This window comes from cyanobacterium endosymbiont of Rhopalodia gibberula (assembly GCF_003574135.1).
Classification (GTDB): domain Bacteria; phylum Cyanobacteriota; class Cyanobacteriia; order Cyanobacteriales; family Microcystaceae; genus Rippkaea.
Genome location: NZ_AP018341.1, coordinates 90,894 through 115,100, shown reverse-complemented (window position 1 = coordinate 115,100; position 24,207 = coordinate 90,894). Strand labels below are relative to the sequence as shown.

The window sequence follows — 24,207 nt, the reverse complement described above, 5'->3', positions numbered from 1 at the left end:
TTATGTAATAAAGCATATATATTTATAATAAAATATTTTAAATATGAAAAAAATTAATTTATCTAACTATACTTGATACTTATGTAGACAAGAACAATATAAACACAGATTTTATCGTTGATAATGTTGTTTAATTGTTAAAATTTATAGTTTTTATATAGGTATTTTTATTTTAAATCTTATATTTTAATTAAGTTATTCTATATTTAGTATTTTGATTTAATTTGTGATTGTAATATAAAATACTAAATTTAATTTAATAAATAAAAAATGAAAATTTGGATTTATAATAACCAACTATTCCTTATTTTTATATCTTAAATAAGATAGGAAGAGTCTGATTTATATTATCTATATTAATTATGATAAAATTGTTTAAAAACTAGCAATAATAAATTAGACTCAATCTAGTTATAAAAGTACTAATTCTTAACAAAAAAGAAATGATCTATATCAAAACTATATCTATAAAACTTTATTTAGTTGAATAACTTAATTTGTTTAAAACAAAAAGTGAATACATAAGAAGTTAAAATGTTATTTTTTAAATAAAATCAGGGATGGAGTCTTAAAAAGAGTTAACTTAGTGTAATAATACATTACATCTATACTATAGAAATTATCAAAAAATCTAGTAAATCATAAGAGAATATAGATAAAAATCTCAATAATCATAATTTAAAGTAAAGAGAAAATTTATTAACTGATAAGATATTTAAGAAATTAGATCATAAATTAAAATAAATATCAGTATATGAGCGAATATATATAGAATTGAAAGTTGCTTATTGGACAGAGAAATAAAAATGTGTTAAAAAAGTTTAGATACTCTTATTAGAGTTAAAGATAAAATCTAGAAAATAAGAGCTTATTATTTTCTATTTATGTTAAAAATTAAAAAAGTTAGAGAAAAGATTTTTAAAAATCGAGACAGATATATAGTTTTTCACTAAAAAATAGTTAAATTGAAGCTAATTAGAAAAAAATAGAATTATATCAAAAGAAGATAAACTGCTATAAAAAGTTAGGGCTATTAATGGCTACATATCTACAGATATGTTAAACTACTAATGATTAAACTTTAATTACATTAAAGTTTAATGGTAAACACAAAATAACTTGATTTATTTGATGAATATTAAGCTATATCTTTAGAAATCTCTAAAAAATTTATTAAAAATAGATAGTGATAAATAAAATAATAGTAAAAAATAAAAATATTTTTTTCCATAATTAGAGTCAGAATAAAAATTTTAAGTGTTAATATATGTCTATATATAATATATGAACTTTAAATTAATAAACATCTCATACTAATTGATCAAGTTAAGTATTTTTTGCTAAACTATTATATTTTTATTAATTAACTTAAAGAAAAATTAAAAAATAACTGATAGTATCGTTAATAATTAGGAAAAGTATTCTAGTTTTGTTTTAGTTTGTTATTGTAGTCTTTAAATTTTTTGTTCTATTCGTAATTACTTATTATAAAAATAATACGACGATCTAAACGTTCTATGACAACAGTCTCAGTAATAGAAATACTAATCGAGCAACAAACAAATACCCCACAGTTATAGACAAACTATAATCCTAATTATCCTAGTTATCTCTTTGCCATTTCTCTTCTTTTCGCCAACTATTACAATTAGTATATTTTTTGAACAATTTGGTAGTCTTGACTCCTTAAAAGGTTTAAACTATTTCCAACTTTTTGGCAAATGTCAAATTGTATACTAAACTCAAAGAGATCTTGACTATAATCTTGCAAGAGGACAATGATCACTTACAAAGTATTACGAGTAAATTTTTTTATGTTTCTGGACTTCTAGATACTTCTAGATTTATTTGCTATTTTCAAAATAAAGTCAGCAACTCCTACTTTAGCTTTAAGAAAGCTAACTATTCTCAGTAATTACTAAAATTTAACAACATTGATCAACATTTAAACATCAGCTTTATTTTTTCTTCAAGGAAAACAACTGTCAAGTTTTAAAGACTCTATCTTCAAAATCTAAGACGGTCTAATATTATCATCTGTTCTAGATTAATAAAATTAGATATTTTACATATCTTCTCTATCAAAAAAATCTTCGATCATACCGAACTTATAATATGAAATCAACCAATAGAATACCAAGTTTAAAAAACCTGTAGTTGAAAATTTACAAATCTATAAATTCTTCTTTTAATCAACTTTGATTGATTATTAATCTTTCTTACTATTCCTTTTCGACTCAAGGTTGAGATAATTAGTCCTGAATAATCTGTAAAGCCACGAAGACTTTGCAGCAAAAAATAAAATTTTCTTAACAAAGTTAATTAGGTTAATCTTTTGCAAGAGTGAACTTATGACGTGACCCAAAATTTCTAAAATTTTTATATTTCTAAGATTGACTTCAAAGGAGCTATTATATTGCTTTTGATAAAAGTCATTCAAAGTACACTTATAGAGCAACTAACGTTTTGGAAAACGACGTTGTTGAAGAAAGTCTGGAATATCTAACCCTGTGGGTTTAGGAGATTCTGACTCAGGAGCTTTGGTAGTCGAGGTGTTGTTTACTTTTCGTGTAGAAGTACTCTTTACTGTTTTTGAAACTGCATTGTCAGATTCTCCACTAAAGCCTGTCGCAATTACCGTGATTATTACTTCTCCTTGTAAAACTGAATCGATAACTGCTCCAAAAATAATATTGGCCTCGGGATCAACCACCTCAAAAATGGTTTCAGCGGCTGTTGTTACTTCATGAAGGGTGAGATCACTACCTCCAGTAATGTTAAAAACAACCCCTTTAGCCCCCTTAATCGAATGTTCTAATAGAGGAGAAGAAATCGCCTGTACTGCCGCATCATTAGCACGGGACTTCCCTGAACCTGTTCCTAGTCCCATTAATGCTGATCCTGCGTCAGCCATCACTGCTCTAACATCCGCAAAATCTACATTAACTAAACCAGGAATTGTAATAATATCTGAAATTCCTTGTACCCCCTGTCGTAGAATATTATCAGCTGTCAAAAATGCTTCTTGCAAAGGAGTATCCGGAGGAATGACTTGTAGTAACTGGTTATTAGGAATAACAATCAGAGTATCAACGTTGTTTTGTAGATTATTAACTCCTTCTGCCGCCTGAGTAGTACGCCGTCGTCCCTCAAAGGTAAAAGGACGGGTAACAACACCCACCGTTAGACAACCCATTTCCTTTGCTACCTCAGCAACGATAGGAGCTGCTCCTGTCCCAGTTCCCCCGCCCATACCAGCTGTAATAAAGACAAGGTCAGTATTTTCTAAAGCGTGAGCAATTTCATCCCGAGACTCCTCAGCAGCTTGAGTCCCAATAGATGGATTTCCACCGGCTCCTAGACCTCTAGTCAATTTTTGTCCAATTTGTAAACGTTGAGGAGCTGCTGATTGAGCAAGGGCTTGAGCATCAGTGTTGATGGCCCAAAACTCAATTCCGGTTAAGGAACTTTCAATCATACGGTTAACCGCATTACATCCACCGCCACCAACGCCAATGACCTTTATTTTAGCAACGTTATTTGGCACTATCCTGTTGCTCCTGGTGTCTTCTATAAGAGATTCTGAAGGATCGTTCAATTGAGGTAAGAATAGACTGTTATTGTGAACATGACAATCGTCCATTGTATTTGACATTTCGGAAGATTGAGTGTTACTAAGACTCGAATTACTAGAAATCAATTTTTCACTAGAGGTCATTTTGATTGACGATTGATTAAGAACAGTTAAAAAACAATTAGATCACAGTCCGTTTGATTAGTCTAAAACATAGCTAATTAATTTTGGACTTAGTACACTTATGTAATGGATTGAATATCCACTTATATATAAGAGCTTACTATTTATACGTACCTGTCTCAACTTATACACTAAAAATCTAATGAGACTTTGTCAATCTTTTTACGTTATGAGCATAATTATTTTTATTAAAAGTAAAGTTAGAAATCGTAAATAAATAGTTGAAAATTGGCGCATTAATTAGAAAATTAGACTAAGGAGCTAGACGAACGGAAGGAGACCGAGGATTGGTCACATCTAAGTAAAAAATACGGTTTGGAGGAACACGGGACGAAAGTTTTCTCATTTTAGCTAAAACTTGCAATTGTTCCCGAAAGCGATCACCATAAGGACCACAATAAACGGTTCCCAATTCAGTTTTTAAAATAAGATTACTTGGGTCTCGCCAATCCACTGTCATAACGTTTATGGAAGACTGAAGAATTAGGTGATATATTTCAAGCCAATGGGAACGATATTGAGGCTCAAAACCGAGTACCGTGAGGTTCTGTTCTGTCTCAACTTTTGTATCCTTTTGATAGAATTTCTTAGGAATCCAAACTCCAGTAGCATCAAGATAGCCGTCCCCTTGAGAAGAAGTACCCATAGCAATAGGTTGTCGTTCCTTAACAGTAATAATTATCTGAGTTGGAAAAAGTTGACGAGTAAGATGAATATCTTTCAATGGGGGTTCTGCCTTCAATTGTTGGGTCAATTGATGAAGGGGTAGTTGCCAGATAGACTGAGGATAAGATATCTGAAGAAGCTGTCGAATTTTCTCTGAAGACAATAGTCGATTTCCTACAATCTTAATTTGTGATTTATCTCTGATCACCCAATGAGGCCAACTAACTATCCAGACTAATCCCCCCACCATTCCCGAGAGGGCGAAAAAGCGCCAGACCCCTTGCCATGCCTTTAATCTTCGCTGAAAACGTAAAGTTTGTCGTCTACTTTTTAACGAATCAGTATCAACTGGTATGTTATTCATCATAGGATGACTGTACCTACTTTCAAAAGATGTTATAACTAGAGGAAAGTACTCTAATCAGAAAATAACTGATTGTCTGTCTCTATGAAGTAAACAACTCAATAGTAGAAGATATACCGAGTTGCACTATCAGGTCCAAGTGTCACAGTTGACACGTAGTTAGCAAAAAATCTCTTTACCCATTTATCTTTGCATAAATTTAGGCTTATGGTTAATCAAAAACGCGGACTAATTCTCGGCGCGACTGCGGCTGTCTTGACTGCGGTTGCAGTCACAGGCGGAGGACTCCGCTTCTCCCAGAGTCAAGCTTTTTTTCAAGATAATCCAAAAGAATTGGTTGATGAAGTCTGGCAGATCATTAACCGAACCTATGTTGACGCAACGTTTAATCAGGTAGATTGGCGAGCTATTCGTCAAGAATATTTAAAACGTCCTTATATTGACAAGAAGGACGCTTATAAGGCGATTCGGGAAATGCTCGAAAGGCTTGAAGATCCATATACCCGATTTATGGATCCTGAAGAATTCAAAAATATGCAAATTGATACTTCAGGAGAATTAACTGGAGTAGGTATTCAAATTACCAAGGATGAAGAAACTAACGAATTGATGGTGGTTGCTCCCATTGAAAATACCCCAGCGTTTAAAGCCGGGATTTTGTCTAAAGATATCATCACAAAAATTAATGGCAAAATTACTAAGGGTATGGACGTTGGAGATGCCGTTAAGTTAATTCGGGGTAAACCAGGTAGTGAAGTGACTTTAACAATTCGCCGTAGTGCTGAAGAAACTGATTATTCTCTTATTAGGGCGCGCATAGAATTAAACCCTGTTCGCTCTCGTTCTCAAAAAACTCCTATCGGGTTGATTGGCTATATTCGTCTAACTCAATTTAGTAGTCAAGCTGGTCAAGAAATGCGAGAAGCTATTAAAAATTTAGAGGCCGAACAGGTTAACGGCTATATTTTAGACCTTCGTTCTAACCCTGGAGGTCTGCTATATTCAAGCATCGAAATCGCTCGTATGTGGCTCGATGAAGGAAAAATTGTCTCAACAGTTAATCGTGGTGGACAAGAAGAACAACAACGGGCCAGTAACCGTGCCTTAACAGATAAACCCCTAGTGGTATTAGTTGATGGCGGCTCAGCGAGTGCTAGTGAAATTTTATCAGGGGCCTTACAAGATCATAGACGTGCTATGATTGTAGGAACACAGACCTTTGGTAAAGGTCTAGTGCAGTCGGTGCGAGGATTAGGGGACGGCTCTGGGTTAGCTGTTACCATTGCTAAGTATCTCACTCCCAATGGCCGAGATATTAATAAACAAGGTATTGATCCTGATGTCATATTTGAATTGAGCGATGACGAACGCAAAGCTCTCCAACAAGATCGCGAGCGAATTGGGAGTTTTGGTGATCCCCAGTTCGATAAAGCGTTTGAAGTACTTAAGCAGCAAATAACGAACTCTAAAGAAACCAATGTCCAGGCCATAGGTCAATAACATTGTTTAAGCATCTGGTAGTAAAAATTAATATTATTTAGTAGCCTTAGGTCACTTAAGACTTAAATGGGGAGAAAAAACAAAGATTATAATATCTGTTTTTTCTCCTTTGTTTTTGAATTATAGATAAACAGGAGCAGCTATTATTAAGTCTATTAAATAACCGTAGTTTCCGTGAGGAATAAACCTTGAATCAAAGAACGAGCAATCTTCATACCTAAAAACAGTGACAATCTTTTGATGGTTTTAGCTCTTATAAACTAGAAATAATGAGATTATCATTATCTTTAATCAAAATAGCCTTGTCAACAGTAATAGAAAGTTTAACTTAGTTTATTGACAGTACTATCAAAACCACATTAGTCCTACTTAGCTGCTATTGTTATACTTTAACTTACTTTGTAGTTAGTATTGATATCTATTTTTTAGTAAAAGTATCTATATTTTATCTCGCATGTCAGAATTTTTATTGGCGAGTATTATCACCTTTCTAAGATCACATTTGGTCTATAGAATAAAGACTTCCCAGTTAGATTGTTATTATCTTTTGATTTGAAGATTTTTTAAAACTTTTTAGTATAAATACTTTTATTGATTTAAGTATTTTTTTAATTTTAAATTAAGTTTTTATTTGTTATAAAAAACAGCTTAAAGTATTTAATATATTAAGTATTTTTAGGTAAAAAGTGATTTAAATTAGTTCTTGTAATAGTTCAATTATTATTTCTTTTATGTATTTTTTAAGACTTATTAACCAATTACGCAACGAATTTAAGATAAAATAATTATCATGATTAAATCAGTATTTATAAAAAAAATTACTATACATACACAATTAAGATTGCTTATTGAAACAACAAGCATAATTATAATAGATTTTCTTATTTTTTTAAAAAATCTATTATAATTAATTAGGATATATTAACTTTATGTCCGTAGTTAAACTTTTAAAAAATTTATTGTTTAGCCATATACCCCTAATATGGTGATTTATATCATCAATTAAGCTAGTCTTGAAATCGAAACTATCTTAGATTATTTTTACAGTAAAAAAATAATAATAAAATCTAGTTACATTTAAAATTATAGTTTTTTTTGGTTATTTAAGATTTAGTTATTATTATTTTTTGATTCTAGTAACTCTTCATATTGATAAAGCTAGGGTTAAAAAATTAATTAAAGATAAATAGTTAAATAACTTCGATTTTTTCGATGATTCATATCAATTTACATTGTAAAAATAAATCTTATTAAGATTAATCATTAACTCATCTAAAATTTTGTTTATTGCTAAAATAACCAAAATTGTAATGAAAATACTCTATGTTAGCCTAGAATATGATTGAACATTTTAGAGGTTTGTCGTCAGACAAGAAAGCATTCATGGAGAAAAAGTATCATGTTTATGGTGCTGGTAACGCTTTAGTAGATATAGAATTTAAAGTTTCACCAGAATTACTTCAAGTATTAAACATTGATAAAGGTGTTATGACTCTCGTGGATGAAGTCCGTCAAGAGGAGTTAATAAAAAAGCTGAATGGACAACCATGTAAACAAAGTAGTGGAGGCTCTGCTGCTAATACCATGATAGCTATTAGTCAGTTTGGTGGTAACGGGTTTTATTCTTGTAAAGTGGCGGCAGATGAGGCAGGAAAATTTTATTTGGAAGATCTACGCCAGTGTGGGTTAGACACCAATGAACACAATAGTGATGGCGAAGAGGGAACCACCGGAAAATGCCTAGTTATGGTGACTCCTGATGCTGATCGCACCATGAACACATTTTTAGGTATTTCGGGCAATTTGTCCGAACAAGAATTAGTCTTCGAAGCAATTTCTGACTCTGAATATCTTTACTTGGAAGGATATTTAGTCACTTCACCAACTTCTCAAGCAGCAGCTATTAAAGCTAGAGAAATTGCAGAAAGCTCAGGGGTAAAAACCACCTTGTCCTTATCTGATCCAAACATAGTGGAGTTTTTTAAGAATGGGTTATTAAAGATAATTGGCTCTAAATTAGATTTCATTTTTGCTAATGAAGTAGAAGCCGCAAAAATATCTAATACGGAAGATTTTTCTGAGATGATCGCCTACTTAAAAAGTATAGCTCAGGGGTTTGCTATCACACGTGGATCGAAGGGATCATTAGTTTTTGATGGTCAGGGATTAATTGAAATTGCTCCTTATCCCGTCCAGGCTGTTGATACTGTTGGCGCAGGAGATATGTATGCAGGAGCATTTCTTTATGGGATCACCCACGGGATGACCTATAGACAAGCTGGTGATCTCGCTTCACGGGCTTCTTCTCGTATTGTTACTAGTTATGGACCTCGTTTAACTACTGAGAAGTTAAAATCTTTACTAACAAGTTAAAAGATTTTTTTACTAACAATTTAGTGTAGAGACATTTGATTAAATATCTCTACACTTTTTAAAATATTTCTAACCACAGAGATATTTTATAGATAACCAACATCAACTGTCTGTGTCCATATGAAATATATATACAGTCCAATAATCATTCATAAATAAACATTTTTAAGTTTATCCTGGGAATGAATTTTTGCCCTTTATTTACCCTATGCCATTGTCAAAACATTCAAAAAGAGATACTAACAGCTAAAATTAACTTAATGTGATACTAGGAATATCACAACCGTAACGAGGACGGAAACTTGTGGTCATATTTCCATTAAAGGGATTACAATACACACATTTGTTAGAGAATAGCAATTAATTATCTTCAATCGTTGAGATGGATAATAACAGGTTCTTATAGTCAACAAAATTGAAAAACATTGTAACGACAGCGACTTGAAAGTCTTAATTAGAAGGCTTTTAGGAGATATAAAAATGATCTACTGAAAAGTATTATCTATTGATGAATCGCGTTTTATTTTCGGAAAAGAATACATACTTGCGAAAGCGAAAAAATCTTTGAATTTGTTCATAAGAATTTTGATAAATATTTAAATTATACTTAACATTTTAGAAGCATGAGAATTGCCCCATAAAAATTTAGAAAATCTAAAAAGAAACTTTTGAAAAAAATTTGACAGAACTAAGACTTTGACAAAACTAAGACACTTATTGGTTTGACCAAAAATACGTGACGCGTTAGCAATAGACATTAACTTGCCTACTTTTATTGTAAATGAAATCTGTTTGTACTACAAAATGGATATAGACATTGTATCTCGCATACTATATTTATCGGAAAAAAGCACTTTTTCAAACGAGAGAATTTTATAGTGCTTATATCACATTCAACATTATCATAAAATGGTATTAAGACCATTTAAAGTAAGGGTTAGTATTTGAAGATAGTTTAGTTAAATTCTTCTCGAGAAGACTGACCTAAAGTAGGAAATCAAGTTTTTCAGAATTAACCTTTTAAAGATCGATCATTTTTAGTAAATTCATGTTGTGAAACTATCAAAGATACTCCTAAGATTCGAGATAGCCAGATTTCGAAATTGTGAATTGGGTGGTAACGCTCAGCTACAGTAGTATCATCTGTTATGGGTTTTACGAGGATGGTGAACATTCCCAAACGATTACCAGCCAGAACATCGGTAAATAAACGATCACCCACCATAGCCACACCATCAACCGGGAGTTCCATTGCCTGGACAGCCTGCCGTAATTTGCGTCGAGAAGGTTTTATAGCCCCTAATAGGTAGGGTAAAGCTAAGGTGTTGGCAATTCTCCTAATGCGACCTTCACTTAAGTTATTACTGACTAGCCAAATAGGAGCTATTTGTCTAATAGTTTCTATCCACTGCTCAAGTTCTTGGGAGACTTGACTTTGTTGGAGGGGAACCAAGGTTTCGTCTACATCCAAGACTAATCCTTTAATGTGATAATGGGTGAGAATTTCTGGTGTTAAACCGAGAATAGTATCTCCCAAAACTAAATCAGGTTGTAATAATTTGGTCTTGGACATTCGTTTATTTACCTCAATATGATGGAGGGGTCATTTTTAATCTTATTTCTTCACTTGAATTACTTGCAAATTTCCTTCTCCATAAAGTCGTTGTTGACAATCTCAAAAACCTACTGAAGTTAACTTTGTCACTAAGTCAGTGTTTAGTAACTTCTAAGCTATCTTCACTTCAAATGTTCACACGAAAATAGTTAAAGGTTGACAAAATAAACGGTTAATCGGCTTGTATAAATCAATTACAACAAAAACTTCTCCAGAATTAGGAACCTGATAAACTTTTTAAAAATTTCCTCAAGTTGCTTAGTTTCCATTTTGTGGAGAGCAACAAGAACAAACCTGGTATGAACTCAAGCAAATTTTGATTGAGCAAAAAGCATTTGTTTAGCTCACTCGTTAACATGATTGGCTTCAAAAACAGCTTTAACTGTCCGACAAAGGGAAGTCAATAAGACGTTGAGTCAAGTTGTTTCAGTAGAAAGTGAGTGGTTTGACTTCTGCCATAGCAGAAATATCAAATCCTAGTATCAGACTTCAGAGGAACATTTTCAATGGTAAAATGACAAAACTCTCTTTCACCTTCAACATTCAGAGATGCTAAACGAGAAAGAGTGCTATGTAATCAAGGATATTGATAACTCCAGGTTCTTAAAATTGTGATCAACTCGTCACCTCCTGACTTATGTAACTCACTAGATTATTGAGTATTCTGTCACTGAAATCTCAATAGTGAGCCTATATATTGTTAAACTTAACAAAGAATCTGAAAATGTTATTTATCTACATAAAATTATGGATCGTGTCGGGGTTTTACTACTAAATTTAGGGGGACCGGAACAATTACAAGATGTTCGCCCCTTTTTGTTTAATCTATTTTCTGACCCAGAAATCATTCGATTACCTTTCCCTTGGTTACAAAAGCCCTTAGCTTGGTTAATTTCTCGGTTGAGAAGCGAAAAATCCAAGAAAAATTATGAACAAATTGGGGGAGGTTCCCCTTTAAGAAGGATTACTGAAGCTCAGGGGAAAGCTCTAGGGAAAAAATTAGCAGAGATTGGTCAAGATGCTCAAATTTATATTGGGATGCGTTATTGGCACCCCTTTACTGAAGAGGCAATCAATCACATTAAACAAGACAGCATAGAGCGTCTAGTCATTTTTCCTCTATATCCCCAATTTTCTATTAGCACAAGTGGCTCTAGTTTCCGAGTGCTTGAGGAAATGTGGCAATCTGATAGTGATCTCACACGGATTAACTATACTTTGATTCCCTCTTGGTATGATCATCCAGATTATTTAACAGCAATGGCCGATTTAATTACTCGAGAATTAGATAAATGTGAAAATCCTTGTCATATCCATATCTTCTTCAGTGCTCATGGAGTCCCTCAAAGTTATGTTGATAAAGCCGGAGATCCCTATCAAGCAGAAATTGAAGCTTGTACTCACCTAATCATGAAAACCCTCAATCGACCAAATGATTTCACTTTAGCTTATCAAAGTCGAGTTGGTCCGGTGGAGTGGCTTAAACCTTACACGGAAGATTCTTTAAAAGAGTTAGGGAAAAAAGGAGTCAAAGACTTATTAGTAGTTCCTATCAGTTTTGTTTCGGAACATATTGAAACTCTTCAAGAAATTGATATCGAATATCGGGAAGTTGCTAAAGAAGCAGGAATTAAAAATTTTTATCGAGTTCCTGCGTTGAATACCCACCCCATTTTTATTAATTCTTTAGCTAAATTAGTGACTAAATCTCTTCAAGAACCTCCTTGTACTTTTGATACGGTTATTCGTCCTAATAGAAACTTAAAATCTTGCACTCAAAAACATTACATATTGAAACTCTTCAAGAAATTGATATCGAATATTGGGAAATTGCTAAAGAAGCAAGAGTTGAAAATTTTTATCGAATTCCTACGTTGAATATCTACCCTGTTTTTATTGATTCTTTAGCTAAATTGGTAACTAAATCTTTGTCAAAAATATACTTGTACCTTCTATGCAGTTATTCGTCGTAATAGAAACTTAAAATCTTACTACTAATAACATTAGCCTGGTCACTTTTGTTTAACTACTTTTTCTGTTTTAAGTTTATTTAGACTTACTTGTTTTTTTGCTTATTCATTAATAGTTATTAACTAAATTAGTAAATCTTTAAAAGTTAGTTATAAGGGTTTTTGGGCGTAAATTGATAGTGTATCAAGATATAAAATAGCTTCCCTAGGTAAAGTCAAGTTGCCTAGAATCGAATAGATTTAAGCTTACTTGACTGACTCTTTAAAAGAATAGATTGCCTCGTTTGATTAATAAAAAAACTAGGACCTAAATTAAATCAGGACGACGACAAACTTTTTCATGTAAATTAACAATAATTAGGGAACAGAAGAAAAATTTATAGAAACTAATGAAGAGGTATTATCTGATCTTGTTAAAGGTGACGGTGTGCTACAAGTTTAAGATTTATTAAAAACAACCAAGAGCGCAACTTTAGGCTTGGAGATCATTTTTAAGCTTGGGTGCAATTGATTTTGGACCGGGAAGTGCGTTAGAAAATTCAATATCTCCCTCATCTTGAGCAATTCTATCCGAGATTTTTATCACTTTAATGAGAATGTATTCAACATTAACAACATCACCGGCTTCGGCACAATTAAGACGGGAGTCACGAACTATACTGCCTAGTATTTTGGTTGCGGTAATAAAGGCATGAATCAAAATACGATAGGTTAATCCTCTTAACAATTTTACAGATAACTAACTGTTCCTTCATTTCTTCAAATTCTAACTTCAATAGTTAATTGAATGATAAAATCTAAACTTAGAGTGCAAATTAATTGAGACGATATTCGCTTATTTACTTCATTTGTCCATTAAAACAAGACTTAATAAATTCTCTTGGTTCAAAAAAATTTGTCTATTAGAAATTGTTCCACCCGAATTTTGAGGTCCTGGAGATCTTAATAGTAAATTGGTAGAGGTCTCTAATCTTTCATATATATTACACAACAAAAATACCGCATAAGTGCTAGTTTCATAGATTTCATGAAAAAAGTTTAACCTCGCTATATTCATCTTAAGATAACTTGTTCTTATAGGGTTATTGATGATTAATCCTTAGAAAGGATCATAGTAATCTCAGATTAAGTCAGTGGCGAAGCCGTTTATAAATCCGAGTGTTATTATATGGTGATACTTACTCAAATTTTAACCTCTAACTAGATATGAAGCTAAAGCTAAGAAAGAGTGTGATGGAGAAGATTGGCAAAGCAATAATAAATAAGAGTTTAGCGTCATTTGTGAGCGTATTATTACTATTACTATGGCTGAATCAAGAGGTTGTTCAGGGAAATCTTGATGCTTGGGATGAAGCTTTTATACAATGGGTTCGCAACTTTCGTCAACCTGGTTTACTTGAATTTGCGCAAGTCTCTTATCTGTCGGGAGAAGCTGAAGTTGTTATTTTTCTTATTTTAGGTGGTTTAGGTTTTTTATTCTGGAAACGTTGCTTAAAAGAAGCCCAAGTTTTAGCAGTTTCTTCTCTGGGAATTATTATTTTAATTGACAAGTTTCTAAAGCCCTTATTTGCTCGAATTCGTCCTGCTCCAGGATTAATTGATGTTCACGGAAACAGTTACCCTAGTGGTCACATTTCTGGTAACTTCATGCTATATTTATACATTTCTTATTTGATTTCATTCAAGTTTCCTAAACTAACTATTTACCTGTATAGTATATCAACTATTTTGATTTTTTTTATGGGTTGGGCGAGTCTTTATTTACACGTTCATTGGGCAACAGATGTTATTGCTGGTTTTTGTGTTGGTTATCTCGCCTTTACCTTATCTATTTTTCTTTTGAAGACTGTTGATACAAAATATCGTAGTTTTTAGTCATTTCAGTTATTAAAAATATTTATATTGGATGTTCTTATGGATAAAATGGACGCGCATAAACAGATTATAACTAAATATAACCTTTTAAGAAAATCTCCTAAAATACTCTGGACATTTTCTATTCTATGGCTGGTATTAATCAGCTGGATCGCTTTTTTATGGGATTTAGGAACTATTGGGTTAATTGATAAAACAGAACCTATGTTTGTTGACGCATCTCGTCATATGCATATGACAGGAGATTGGTTAACTCCCTATTGGAATGGCGAAACTCGCTTTGATAAACCGCCTTTAACTTATTGGCTAATCTCTTTATCTTTTAAACTATTTGGAGTGAGTGAATGGGCGGCTCGTTTTCCCTCAGCTTTATTTGCGATTGCTTTAGTAGGTTTGAGTTTTTATAGTTTACACAATTTTGGATTTCTTAGCCTTAAACCCTTTCACACTTCCACAAAAGAGAAAGTACAGTCCGATCCATATCAATTATGGTTTTCAGCTAATTTAGGAGCAGCTATTGTTGCTTTTAATCCTTTCTGGATTGCGTGGGGAAGAACAGCAGTTTCTGATATGTTCTTATCTAGCAATATTGGGTTAGCATTACTGTCATTTTTTATTGGTTATGCTCATCCTAAAAATAATTCTACTAAGCGATTAGGATTATCCATTACAAATTGGTGGTATGTAGGATATTGGGTATTTATGGCTTTAGGTGTTTTAGCTAAAGGTCCCGTAGCAATTGTCCTTCCGGGGATTATCGTTATTACATTTCTATTGTTTGTTGATCGCTTAGTTGAAGTGGTAAAAGAGACTCCTTGGTTATTGGGACTTGGGAGCTTTATTGCTATTACTGTTCCTTGGTTTATTCTTATTACTTTAAAACATGGACAAGAATATATTAAGACTTTTTTTGGATTGCACAATATACAAAGATTTACTAGTGTTGTTAGTCGTCATCCTGGGGCATGGTATTATTACTTTTTTGTGGTTTTAGTTGGATTAGTTCCCTGGTCAATTTTCTTACCACTAGCCATTGCTCGTTTACGTTTTTGGAAACGGAGACTTTGGGTTTCCTCCCATCGTTCAAACCAACTAGGTTTATTCGCTTTCGTTTGGTTTGTCATTATATTTTTATTTTTTTCAAGTTCAGTCACTAAGTTAGCTGGTTATGTTCTTCCTTTAATACCAGCTGCAGCCATTATGATTACACTGTTTTGGAGTGAACAAATGGCAACAAAAGGAAAAAAATGGTCAGGACTTTGGACAATTTTATTTTGGCTCAGTGGATTAGCTAATGTAGGAATTTTAAGTGGATTAGCTGTTGCAAGTTTCATGAGCCCTAGACTTATTGGTTATGATCCAATGATGCCTCAGTTTAGAGAGTTATTAAAGGAATCAGGTGCACCCATCCATAGTGGAATTATCTTGTCATTTTCTGCTTTAGGTATTTTAATTTTGCTATTTTGGAAACATCATCGACACTGGATTTGGGCAGCAAATTTGTTAGGGTTTATTGCTTTTTTTAGTTGGGTTGTACTCCCTATTGCTCCGATTGTTGACAGTCAACGGCAACTTCCTCTAAGAGAACTTGGAACCTTGGTAAAACAAGAACAAAAACCAGGAGAAAAATTAGTTTTTATTGGTTTTATGCGTCCGAGTATGACTTATTATGCTCAACAAACCATTGATTCCATTACTGAAACTGATATTTATAGTGGTAGAGCAATTGAATATTTTAATGAGCAAGCCAATCATCAAAATATGTCATCGACTATCTTGATAGTGGCTAAACCTAGATATTTTGAACAGTTAGCTTTAAAACCGTCTGATTATCAAGTTATTGGGGAAGGTATTGCTTATCAATTAATTAGGATAAAAACACAAATAATTTTGGATAGACAAGTATTGATTAAACAGTCTAATTAAGTACGATAAGCTAAAGCAAAACGTTGAATTCCTGCTAGATCCGACAATATTTTAATAGAGCGATAATCAGAAGAATCTTCTAACAATTTAGCTACACTTTCTCCCTGTCCTGCCATCATTTCAACTAACCAAATTCCCCCAGACTGAAGATAATTAGGGGATCTATCTACTAAATAGCGGATTGCCTCTAAACCGTCTTTGCCTCCATCTAAGGCTAAATAGGGTTCATGATACTTCACTTCGGGTTGAAGTTGAGACAGTATCCCTGTAGGAATATAAGGAGGGTTAGAAACCAACCCACTAATTTGACCTTTCAATTTTTCCAGGGGAGTCCACCATGATCCTTCATAAAATTGGATTTTTGAAGAAAGTCCTAAGTTTTCAGCATTTTCTTTGGCAATAGCTAAGGCAACTTTACTATAGTCAACAGAGTGGATTTTTGCTTCTGGAAACATCATACTTAATCCAAATGAAATTGCACCACTACCAGTCCCCAAATCGACCCAATGTCCTAAGTTTAAGTTAGGGACAGAACTCTTTTGGACTGCTTGAACAGCCAAATCGATGATTAACTCAGTCTCAGGACGAGGAATAAGAACTCCACGAGCAACTTTTAGTGAGAAGTTACGCCAAGGAGTTACACCGACAAGATATTGAATAGGAACCCTATCTTTTAGACGATGCTGCCATAATTGGTTCAAGTGAGATAAGGGAAATTTCAGGAAAATCTGTGATCGCTCCCGAAATGACTCTAATTTCAATGAAAGTCTGTCTAACTCTGCCACTTCTTGAAGGAACCAGTCTACTTCTTGAGGAGAGATGTTGGCGGCTATTGATTCAGTTTTAGCCCAACCTCGCCAAGTTGCTAGGTCTAATCCCGATACGGCAGTTTTTTGACTGTCTTCAGTCAAGTTTTCTATTACCATCGTTAATTCTGGCGATTTTCTTGAATGATTCTCATCATTTCCTCAGATGGCCATAACCGAATCTTCCTGAAAAACTCATTATCTTCTTTTTCCAGGGTACCAATTAAATTTCCTAGTAAAATTACTTCTATTTTGATATTAGAAACTTGATCAGATTCCTGTTGTTTTAGGTTATCAATAACTTGTTGAAGTGTATTTTTTTCAAAAAATAGAGGAACAATAGTTTCCCCATCTTGTTTGATTGTTAGATAGTTTTGATCAGGTCCTCCTTTAAGGATATATAGGGGAACGCCCCCTCTATATTCCTTCCCATCTTCACTTAGAATAGGTTTAGCAGCCTCAACTTCAGTTTTGGTAGGAATATATTGAAGTGCTAATCGTTGGGATTCATTAGAATTTTTTTGAGAAACTTCATAGATTGCACCTAAAGAGATGAGTTCTACTTTATATTGATCAGCAATAGAGGGCTTGTCTTTTCCAAGTTGAATCAAAAATTCATGAGCATTCTGTTTGCTCATAAAAACGTTAGTAAACACTGTTTTTTCATCTACTTTTCCTCCCAAAGGGACATTTTTGTCGTCTACTAACATGAATACGGGAATTCCACGGAGTAACTTGAAAATTTCTTCTTGAGGCAAGGCAAAAGCAGAACGCGGCTGATTCAAGCAAAAATACAAAACTGTACTAGTGACTAATCCTAGAGTGGCACCCCAACGAATCAAAGTTTTCATATTTTTATAACAATTTAATACTTTTTATTAAAAACTGATGGAAAATCGTCCTTTATGTTAATAAATTAATGGCATTACTGGATTTTTTATTTCTACTCTGTTTGCTGATTTTGTTTGAATGTTTCTAATAGTTTCTTTGCTGATTCTTGGGAAGGGACAAGGACCACACTTTTTACGAAGTCTTCTTGTTGTTTGTCATCACTTTCAAAAGCCGAAACAATTCCTCCCAATGGAGTGACTTTAACCTCTATAGATGAAGCAAATTTGGGTTGTTGTAGTTTAATATTGTCAATTAATTTTTGTAGAGATTCTCTCTCAAAGTAAAAAGGAGTAAAACTTTTCTTTCCATCTTTTATAGACAAAAAAGTCTCCTGTTCATCAACTTTTATCATCCCATAAAACAAAGGGATTCCAGGGAAATTTTTAGCACTAGGATCTTCTTGTTTAAGAATTGATAAAGCTGAGGGAAGTTCCTTTTTTAAAGGAATAAAGGTAAATAGATCAGGAGGTTCTTGGGATTTGCTTTTTTCCTTACTTTTTAGTAATTCATAAACCTTACCTAAAGGAATAGTAATTACTTCTGCCTTACTTCCAGGATTTTCTTTAGTGATTTGCTCAACAACCTGCTGAGCATCTTGATGACTCAGATAAGTGACAAATGTTTTTTTGTTATTGTCGGTAGACAATAGTATTTCTTTACTGTTACCAATAGTAAATACAGGAACTTGATTAAGTTTCTGTACAATTTGTTCTGGAGTTAATGCCAAAACACTCAGACTAGAATTTAACAAAGAATAAATCATCACAGAACTTCCAACTAATCCTAGAGTGACACTGCTACGGATGAATGATTTCATAGAAGTTAACCTCAAATTTTATAATTGACTATACGTATACTTAATAACCGACAAAAATTAACTAACTTTTTTGGCACAAGTTTAGGTTTAGAAGATTTATCTCTTACAAATCTGTTGTTTTCATAGTGGCTTTGCTACTCGAGGTAATTGAGATTTAGAAGTTTTTCGACACACAACCGGACCTCTACTCAGAGTAGGACGGACTTCGCTAAAACCGAGTTCCTACCCAGTTTCATCTCATCATAACAAACTTATATTTATAGAGGTAATGGAACATCAAAGGCAGTGCAGTTGCGGGTAATCCGGTTAAAGTCGGGATGACAGGATTCGAACCTGCGACATCCTGCTCCCAAAGCAGGCGCGCTACCAAGCTGCGCTACATCCCGTATCGCGCTTATTTATTATAGCCTAGATACTCAAAAATCATCAATAGATCTCTACAAGAGATTAACTTAAGATCCTTAGATTATCAGAGCTAAATCTCAATTTTTGAAGATGTCTAATTGGGATACCAAAACATCCCTTTGATGCCCTCAGGGTCTAAAACAAATCCCAAACGACGATAAAAATCTATTACCTGAGGATCAGCAAACAGAGTAATATTACTAATATCCTTATTCCTAAGTTGGTGAATCATATATTTGATTAGGGCTTTTCCAAGCCCCTTATTTTGGCAACTTGGGTGAACAACCACGTCCCAAACCGTGGCGTTAAAAGCGTGGTCGGAAGTTGCACGGGCAAATCCAACCAAACGCCTCTGATTTTTCTCAACTTCCCACATAGAGACTACAAGAAAACTATGATTTAAGGCCTGTTTCACCTTCCGTAGGGGACGACGCGCCCAGCCAACAGCATCACATAATTCTTCGAGTTCGTAGAGATTAATGTCCCGTTCGGTACTTAAGAAAATGCGCCGTTGACTGTTTGTCTCGCCTTCTATATCTAGGAATTCTCCTTTAAAATTCGAATTTAGAGCAGAGGTGACTGAGTCAGAAGAGTTACTAAACAATCGTTTCCAAAAGACCATGCCGACACGGCTAAGCTTTGATGTTCTCTTTAATTTATACTGTATTTAGGCTATCTGTGTAGTTTTTAAGTAAACACCAAACCGTAAATTTTTTCTCAAATCATTATATCGATACAAAAGGCCTTCTCATCAGGTTAGGATAAAAACATGCCAACTATCGACATTTTGGGAGTTCCTCACGCCTATGAGTTCACATCCCCGTCTTTTCAACCATCTACCCCTGTACTTATTTTTATTCATGGATGGTTATTGAGCCGTCAATATTGGCTTCCGTTAATTGAGCAATTAGCACCTAACTATCCTTGTCTAATTTATGATCTCCGAGGGTTCGGTGACTCTCAGCAAGTTCGAAAAGCTTTGAATCGAGATAGAGTAATCGATTGGGGAACTTCATTTCAGCGAGCAAACTCTAGTTTAACTAATGATAGTTCTCCTTACGGCTTAGGAGCTTATGCTCAAGACTTAAGTGTTCTACTACAAAAATTTTCTATTGAGAGAGCTTGGCTTATTGGACATTCTCTGGGGGGTAGCATTGCCTTATGGGGGGCTGATGTTTGTCCTGAAACTGTTCAGGGAGTTATTTGTCTTAATTCAGGGGGTGGAATTTACCTCAAGGAGGAATTCGAACGATTTCGCTCAGCTGGAGAACAGTTAATCAAACGTAGACCAAGTTGGCTATCCTATGTGCCTCTGATTGATATACTTTTTTCTCGCCTTATGATAGCCCGTCCTTTAGAAAGACGTTGGAGACGACAACGGGTTCTAGATTTGCTTAAAGCAGATCCTCAGGCCGCTTTGGGATCTTTACTTGATTCTACAACAGAGATCGGAGTTCACCTACTCCCCCAAATAGTGTCTCGTCTGCAACAACCTGTTTATTTTTTGGCTGGGGACAAAGACACAGTAATGGAGCCTAAATATGTTCGCTATTTAGCTAGTTTTCATCCTCTTTTTGAGGTTCAGGGGAGTAATGTTATTGAACTAGCTAATTGTGGTCATATGTCTATGATAGAACAACCGGAAATATTAGGGGAGAAGATGTTGAAAATTCTCATGAGCTATAATTAAAATTTCCTCTATTTATTGACGAAGTTTCTATTGGTAAACTAAGGGATTAATCCAGATTATCTTGGGGTATCTCCTAGTAACTTACATTTGTCCCTTCCGCAGCAATTTATCGAGATAGCAAACTAAGTTGAGATTTGATCGTTAGAAAAAGATGGCTATTACCAAAGAAATATAAAGTTTTTAACACTAAATACAAAAAATATCTATTTTTATCCGCAATTATAATAACTCACAGCAAAAATTGACTATAAACAATAATCTTCTTACTCATCTCCTGACTACTTTCCAAAAAATACACTATAAAGTCTATTAACAAAAAATAGCTTCTTAGCAGCTCATTATTCCCCCTGAAGTAGAAAAGGCCTCTACTGTTCCAAAATTGGTCCAGAATGTTAGTTTGGAGACTTTGGTAGGGTTATTTTGGAGAATCGGAGTAGCTAATTTGGTAAAAGTCAGGCGTCAAACATCAGACATTAATCCCCTATGGTCAGTTAGATTCTAACCTGACGGATATAATGCCCAAATACTTCGTTCTCAATAAAAATGCAGACTAGTGACCTTGCGTACTCAGAAAATTCACGTCACAATTAAGAAGTGTATGTTTTTTAATACTTTTCTGAAGAAATACTTAAAAATGACTGTCGATCAGCTAAGCTCCTCTATTTCACTTTCTAACCACACTGCAGACTACGATCTTACTATTGTGGGGGGAGGAATTGTTGGTACTACTTTAGCTACAGCTCTCAAAACATCTGGGTTAAAAATCGTTATTATTGAGGCTCAGGTCCAGGTAAAGTTCTCCAGCAAACCTCAAGCTTATGCTCTTTCACTACTGTCCGTGCGTATTTTAGATGCAATTGGGATCTGGGAGAAAATACTTCCTAAAGTTGGAAAATTTAACTCCATTCGCCTTTCTGATGCCGATTATCCACAGGTGGTTGAGTTCCAAAAGACCGATATTGGAAAAGATTATTTGGGCTATGTGGGAGAACATCAAGTACTCCTAGAAACCCTACAAACAGCGATTGCCGACTCCTCTGAAATTCGATGGTTATGTCCGGCTGAAGTGATAGCCGTGGACTACCAAGATACGGAGGCCGTAATAAAAGTTGAAGTGGAGGGGCAATTACAGCAAATTCGTAGTAAATTAGTGATAGGAGCTGACGGAGCGCGATCACCAATACGTTTAGGGGTGGGTATTAAAACTCAAGGGTGGAAATATTGGCAGTCTTGTGTTACTTTTACCGTTAAACATAACGCCCCGAGCAATGACATGGCGTTTGAACGGTTTTGGTATTCGGGACCAATGGGGATTTTACCTCTTCCTGGAAATCGTTGTCAAATTGTTTGGACAGCCCCTCACGACCAAGCAAAAACAATTAAAGAATTAGACGAAACAGAGTTTTTGAGTCAGCTACAGCGACGTACTGGAGGACTTTTAGGAGAATTAGAATTAGTCAGCGATCGCTTTATATTTCCAGTTCAGTTAATGCAGAGTGAACGCTATACAGACCATAGACTCGCTCTAGTAGGGGATGCTGCACACTGCTGTCATCCTTTGGGGGGACAAGGATTAAACTTAGGAATCCGAGATGTAGCGGCTTTGGCAGAGGTTTTACAAAAAGCTCATCAACAAGGAGAGGATATCGGAAGTTTGAAGGTTTTAAAACGTTATGAACGCTGGCGCAGAAACGAGAATTGGGTTATATTAGGGTTCACTGACTTTTTGAATCGCTTATTTTCTAATCAGTGGTGGTTATTAATGATCCTGCGTCGGTTAGGATTGTGGTTGATTAACACTTTTCCTTTAGTTAAACGTTTTTCTTTGCAATTAATGACAGGATTACTTGGGAAAATGCCTCAATTACTTAGATAAACAATGAATAAAGTTAATAATTCTAATTTTTTAGGTTTAATCAATTTTTCTCTGAATTTGAGAAAAATGATAAGATCAGCAAATTAGTAAATTTGTTCTTTATCTAAAGAAATTTGTAGAGAAGACTATTTATAATATTTACCTGAAAATGACTATATGGTGTGTTCTTGTACTTAATTAACATCCTGAAAAAACTATTCAAGTAGTTTAAAGCGAAAAAAGAGAGAAATCACCTAAAGAACTGTATCTTACGAATATATTTTACTTAAAGTTTCGTTTAGAAACAGTCTCTGAATCAAGAATTAACTAATGATAGATAAACTACATTGATTACCGATCACAGTACACTTGCGCACTATGATCGGTATGTATATTTTTTCAGATTTAACAGTATTGGAGAGATTAACATCTATTTCTAAATACGGATCAAAAGCAGGGACAATTAACAATAATAAATCAGCTTGTATACAGTAAATTGAAAGTTGTTCATGAAATTGAGGATGGTTGATTTATTCATAACTACAGGGAACTGTCTTTTCTACGTTAATTGTGGTTTCAAATTTGTCCCATTCTCTTCTAATATCCAATTTTACTATTAATTATTAGTGCGATTCAGCCATTATACTAAAAACTACTGCTTGAAAAAGTATTTGGACAAACACTCCTTCAATAGCTTAGTTTTATATATATCTTCAAATAACCTTCGATAAACTAGAAAGTTGATTAGATAGCTAAATTTAAAATAAAGTAAAGTTAAGATAATCCTAATCATGATTTCTTATACCCTAAAATGGAATTCAAGTATCTATTTTATTAAATATTGCAACATGGACTTTATTGCAGTTATTGACTATGACATGGGAAATCTACACTCTGTTTGTAAGGCAATCGAAAAAGCAGGGATAACCCCAAAAATAACTGATTCTCCTAATGAAATTGCTAAAGCTGCTGGTATTGTTCTACCTGGGGTAGGATCTTTTGATCCAGCAGTTCAACAACTGCGGGCGCGCCATTTAGTTAATCCTATTAACCAGGCGATTGCTGATAAAAAACCTTTTTTAGGAATTTGTTTAGGGTTACAAATTCTTTTTGATGCTTCTGAAGAAGGAAAAGAACCAGGGTTAGGAATTATTCCTGGGAAGGTCCGTCGTTTTCGTTCCGAACCTAATCTTACCATTCCTCACATGGGTTGGAATCAATTGGAATTTACTCAACCTAATTTAAGTTTATGGCAAGGTTTACCCCCTAATCCTTATGTGTATTTTGTTCACTCTTATTATGTTGATCCAGTTGATTTAACTGTTACAGCAGCAACAGTTACTCATGGCAGTCAAACAGTAACAGCAGCAATTGCTTTTGATAACTTAACAGCAGTACAATTTCACCCTGAAAAATCTTCAGATTATGGCTTAAAAAGCCTATCCAATTTTGTTAGTTCAGTTAAAAAAATATACTTCTATAAATAAATAAAATTATTAATTATCTAAATAGATCATTAAAAGCAATGGATCAGATTTTAATTGCAGTCACTTATTCACTTAAAGATATCTTAAAGACAATCAATAGTTTTTTAGATGAAATTGTATTCAAAATGGATAAGATTAATTTACATTTTAGCGTTTTTATAATTAGGACAAATAAAATCAGAGAAAATAATATATGGTTGTAGTTTAGCT

General features: G+C 33.9%; 16 protein-coding genes, 1 tRNA gene and 1 pseudogene. 9 read left to right on the top strand and 9 right to left on the bottom strand.

Features of this window, described 5'->3' with window-relative positions; translation table 11 throughout:
• Positions 1–2,458 precede the first annotated feature (2,458 nt).
• Together ftsZ and RGRSB_RS00370 are read right to left on the bottom strand one after the other, a co-directional pair.
• Entirely contained in the window at positions 2,459–3,718 is a 1,260-nt protein-coding gene (gene ftsZ, locus RGRSB_RS00375; RefSeq protein WP_119259338.1) for a cell division protein FtsZ, read from the bottom strand.
• A 292-nt stretch (positions 3,719–4,010) separates the two neighbouring features.
• Positions 4,011–4,790, bottom strand: coding sequence for a cell division protein FtsQ/DivIB (locus RGRSB_RS00370; RefSeq protein WP_119259337.1), 780 nt, complete (start codon positions 4,788–4,790; stop codon positions 4,011–4,013).
• 204 nt (positions 4,791–4,994) lie between these two features.
• Here RGRSB_RS00370 and ctpC point away from each other — a divergent pair, with 204 nt between their 5' ends.
• Together ctpC and RGRSB_RS00360 are read left to right on the top strand one after the other, a co-directional pair.
• Complete coding sequence (ctpC, locus tag RGRSB_RS00365; RefSeq protein ID WP_119259336.1) at positions 4,995–6,287, top strand: carboxyl-terminal processing protease CtpC; 1,293 nt, start codon at positions 4,995–4,997, stop codon at positions 6,285–6,287.
• A 1,383-nt stretch (positions 6,288–7,670) separates the two neighbouring features.
• The gene (locus RGRSB_RS00360) at positions 7,671–8,660 is read left to right on the top strand and encodes an adenosine kinase (protein WP_119259335.1); all 990 of its coding nucleotides are present in this window, start codon (positions 7,671–7,673) and stop codon (positions 8,658–8,660) included.
• Between the two features lie 1,012 nt (positions 8,661–9,672).
• Here the strand turns inward: RGRSB_RS00360 and RGRSB_RS00355 are convergent.
• On the bottom strand, positions 9,673–10,233 hold the full coding sequence (locus tag RGRSB_RS00355) for a YqeG family HAD IIIA-type phosphatase (protein WP_119259334.1): 561 nt from the start codon (positions 10,231–10,233) through the stop codon (positions 9,673–9,675).
• Between the two features lie 789 nt (positions 10,234–11,022).
• Between RGRSB_RS00355 and hemH the strand changes: the two are divergent.
• Positions 11,023–12,057: pseudogene (hemH, locus tag RGRSB_RS00350) on the top strand (ferrochelatase); the annotation flags it as partial.
• A complete protein-coding gene (locus RGRSB_RS10330) occupies positions 12,045–12,248 on the top strand; it encodes a ferrochelatase (protein ID WP_420822997.1) in 204 nt (67 codons plus the stop codon). The pseudogene hemH and the gene RGRSB_RS10330, both read left to right, overlap by 13 nt.
• A gap of 469 nt (positions 12,249–12,717) precedes the next feature.
• Here RGRSB_RS10330 and RGRSB_RS00340 read toward each other — a convergent pair whose 3' ends face one another.
• Positions 12,718–12,972, bottom strand: coding sequence for a hypothetical protein (locus RGRSB_RS00340; RefSeq protein ID WP_119259331.1), 255 nt, complete (start codon positions 12,970–12,972; stop codon positions 12,718–12,720).
• 554 nt (positions 12,973–13,526) lie between these two features.
• Here RGRSB_RS00340 and RGRSB_RS00335 point away from each other — a divergent pair.
• Positions 13,527–14,120 carry a phosphatase PAP2 family protein gene (locus RGRSB_RS00335; protein WP_232014533.1) on the top strand — a complete coding sequence of 198 codons (594 nt, stop codon included), beginning with the start codon at positions 13,527–13,529 and terminating at the stop codon, positions 14,118–14,120.
• 39 nt (positions 14,121–14,159) lie between these two features.
• Complete coding sequence (locus RGRSB_RS00330; RefSeq protein ID WP_119259329.1) at positions 14,160–16,046, top strand: ArnT family glycosyltransferase; 1,887 nt, start codon at positions 14,160–14,162, stop codon at positions 16,044–16,046.
• Here RGRSB_RS00330 and prmC read toward each other — a convergent pair.
• From prmC to RGRSB_RS00305, 5 genes are all read right to left on the bottom strand, one after another.
• The gene (prmC, locus tag RGRSB_RS00325) at positions 16,043–16,972 is read right to left on the bottom strand and encodes a peptide chain release factor N(5)-glutamine methyltransferase (RefSeq protein WP_119259328.1); all 930 of its coding nucleotides are present in this window, start codon (positions 16,970–16,972) and stop codon (positions 16,043–16,045) included. The genes RGRSB_RS00330 and prmC overlap by 4 nt on opposite strands.
• 2 nt (positions 16,973–16,974) lie before the next feature.
• Complete coding sequence (locus tag RGRSB_RS00320; protein ID WP_119259327.1) at positions 16,975–17,703, bottom strand: Tic22 family protein; 729 nt, start codon at positions 17,701–17,703, stop codon at positions 16,975–16,977.
• A 92-nt stretch (positions 17,704–17,795) separates the two neighbouring features.
• Positions 17,796–18,560 carry a Tic22 family protein gene (locus tag RGRSB_RS00315; RefSeq protein ID WP_119259326.1) on the bottom strand — a complete coding sequence of 255 codons (765 nt, stop codon included), beginning with the start codon at positions 18,558–18,560 and terminating at the stop codon, positions 17,796–17,798.
• 312 nt (positions 18,561–18,872) lie between these two features.
• Positions 18,873–18,946, bottom strand: a tRNA-Pro gene (locus RGRSB_RS00310).
• A gap of 113 nt (positions 18,947–19,059) precedes the next feature.
• Entirely contained in the window at positions 19,060–19,587 is a 528-nt protein-coding gene (locus RGRSB_RS00305) for a GNAT family N-acetyltransferase (protein WP_119259325.1), read from the bottom strand.
• Positions 19,588–19,734: 147 nt separating this feature from the next.
• Here RGRSB_RS00305 and RGRSB_RS00300 point away from each other — a divergent pair, with 147 nt between their 5' ends.
• From RGRSB_RS00300 to hisH, 3 genes are all read left to right on the top strand, one after another.
• Entirely contained in the window at positions 19,735–20,655 is a 921-nt protein-coding gene (locus RGRSB_RS00300; RefSeq protein WP_119259324.1) for an alpha/beta fold hydrolase, read from the top strand.
• Positions 20,656–21,289: 634 nt separating this feature from the next.
• Positions 21,290–22,531, top strand: a complete 1,242-nt coding sequence (locus RGRSB_RS00295) for an FAD-dependent hydroxylase (RefSeq protein ID WP_119259323.1) — start codon at positions 21,290–21,292, stop codon at positions 22,529–22,531.
• Between the two features lie 827 nt (positions 22,532–23,358).
• Complete coding sequence (gene hisH / locus RGRSB_RS00290) at positions 23,359–23,997, top strand: imidazole glycerol phosphate synthase subunit HisH (protein WP_119259322.1); 639 nt, start codon at positions 23,359–23,361, stop codon at positions 23,995–23,997.
• The last annotated feature ends 210 nt before the right edge of the window (positions 23,998–24,207 follow it).

Excerpts from the sequence above, each read along its gene's own strand:
- ftsZ (WP_119259338.1), bottom strand. The coding sequence starts at position 3,718 with ATGACCTCTAGTGAAAAATTGATTTCTAGTAATTCGAGTCTTAGTAAC.
- RGRSB_RS00370 (WP_119259337.1), bottom strand. The coding sequence starts at position 4,790 with ATGATGAATAACATACCAGTTGATACTGATTCGTTAAAAAGTAGACGA.
- ctpC (WP_119259336.1), top strand. The coding sequence starts at position 4,995 with ATGGTTAATCAAAAACGCGGACTAATTCTCGGCGCGACTGCGGCTGTC.
- RGRSB_RS00360 (WP_119259335.1), top strand. The coding sequence starts at position 7,671 with ATGGAGAAAAAGTATCATGTTTATGGTGCTGGTAACGCTTTAGTAGAT.
- RGRSB_RS00355 (WP_119259334.1), bottom strand. The coding sequence starts at position 10,233 with ATGTCCAAGACCAAATTATTACAACCTGATTTAGTTTTGGGAGATACT.
- RGRSB_RS00330 (WP_119259329.1), top strand. The coding sequence starts at position 14,160 with ATGGATAAAATGGACGCGCATAAACAGATTATAACTAAATATAACCTT.
- prmC (WP_119259328.1), bottom strand. The coding sequence starts at position 16,972 with ATGGTAATAGAAAACTTGACTGAAGACAGTCAAAAAACTGCCGTATCG.
- RGRSB_RS00320 (WP_119259327.1), bottom strand. The coding sequence starts at position 17,703 with ATGAAAACTTTGATTCGTTGGGGTGCCACTCTAGGATTAGTCACTAGT.
- RGRSB_RS00315 (WP_119259326.1), bottom strand. The coding sequence starts at position 18,560 with ATGAAATCATTCATCCGTAGCAGTGTCACTCTAGGATTAGTTGGAAGT.
- RGRSB_RS00305 (WP_119259325.1), bottom strand. The coding sequence starts at position 19,587 with ATGGTCTTTTGGAAACGATTGTTTAGTAACTCTTCTGACTCAGTCACC.
- RGRSB_RS00300 (WP_119259324.1), top strand. The coding sequence starts at position 19,735 with ATGCCAACTATCGACATTTTGGGAGTTCCTCACGCCTATGAGTTCACA.
- RGRSB_RS00295 (WP_119259323.1), top strand. The coding sequence starts at position 21,290 with ATGACTGTCGATCAGCTAAGCTCCTCTATTTCACTTTCTAACCACACT.
- hisH (WP_119259322.1), top strand. The coding sequence starts at position 23,359 with ATGGACTTTATTGCAGTTATTGACTATGACATGGGAAATCTACACTCT.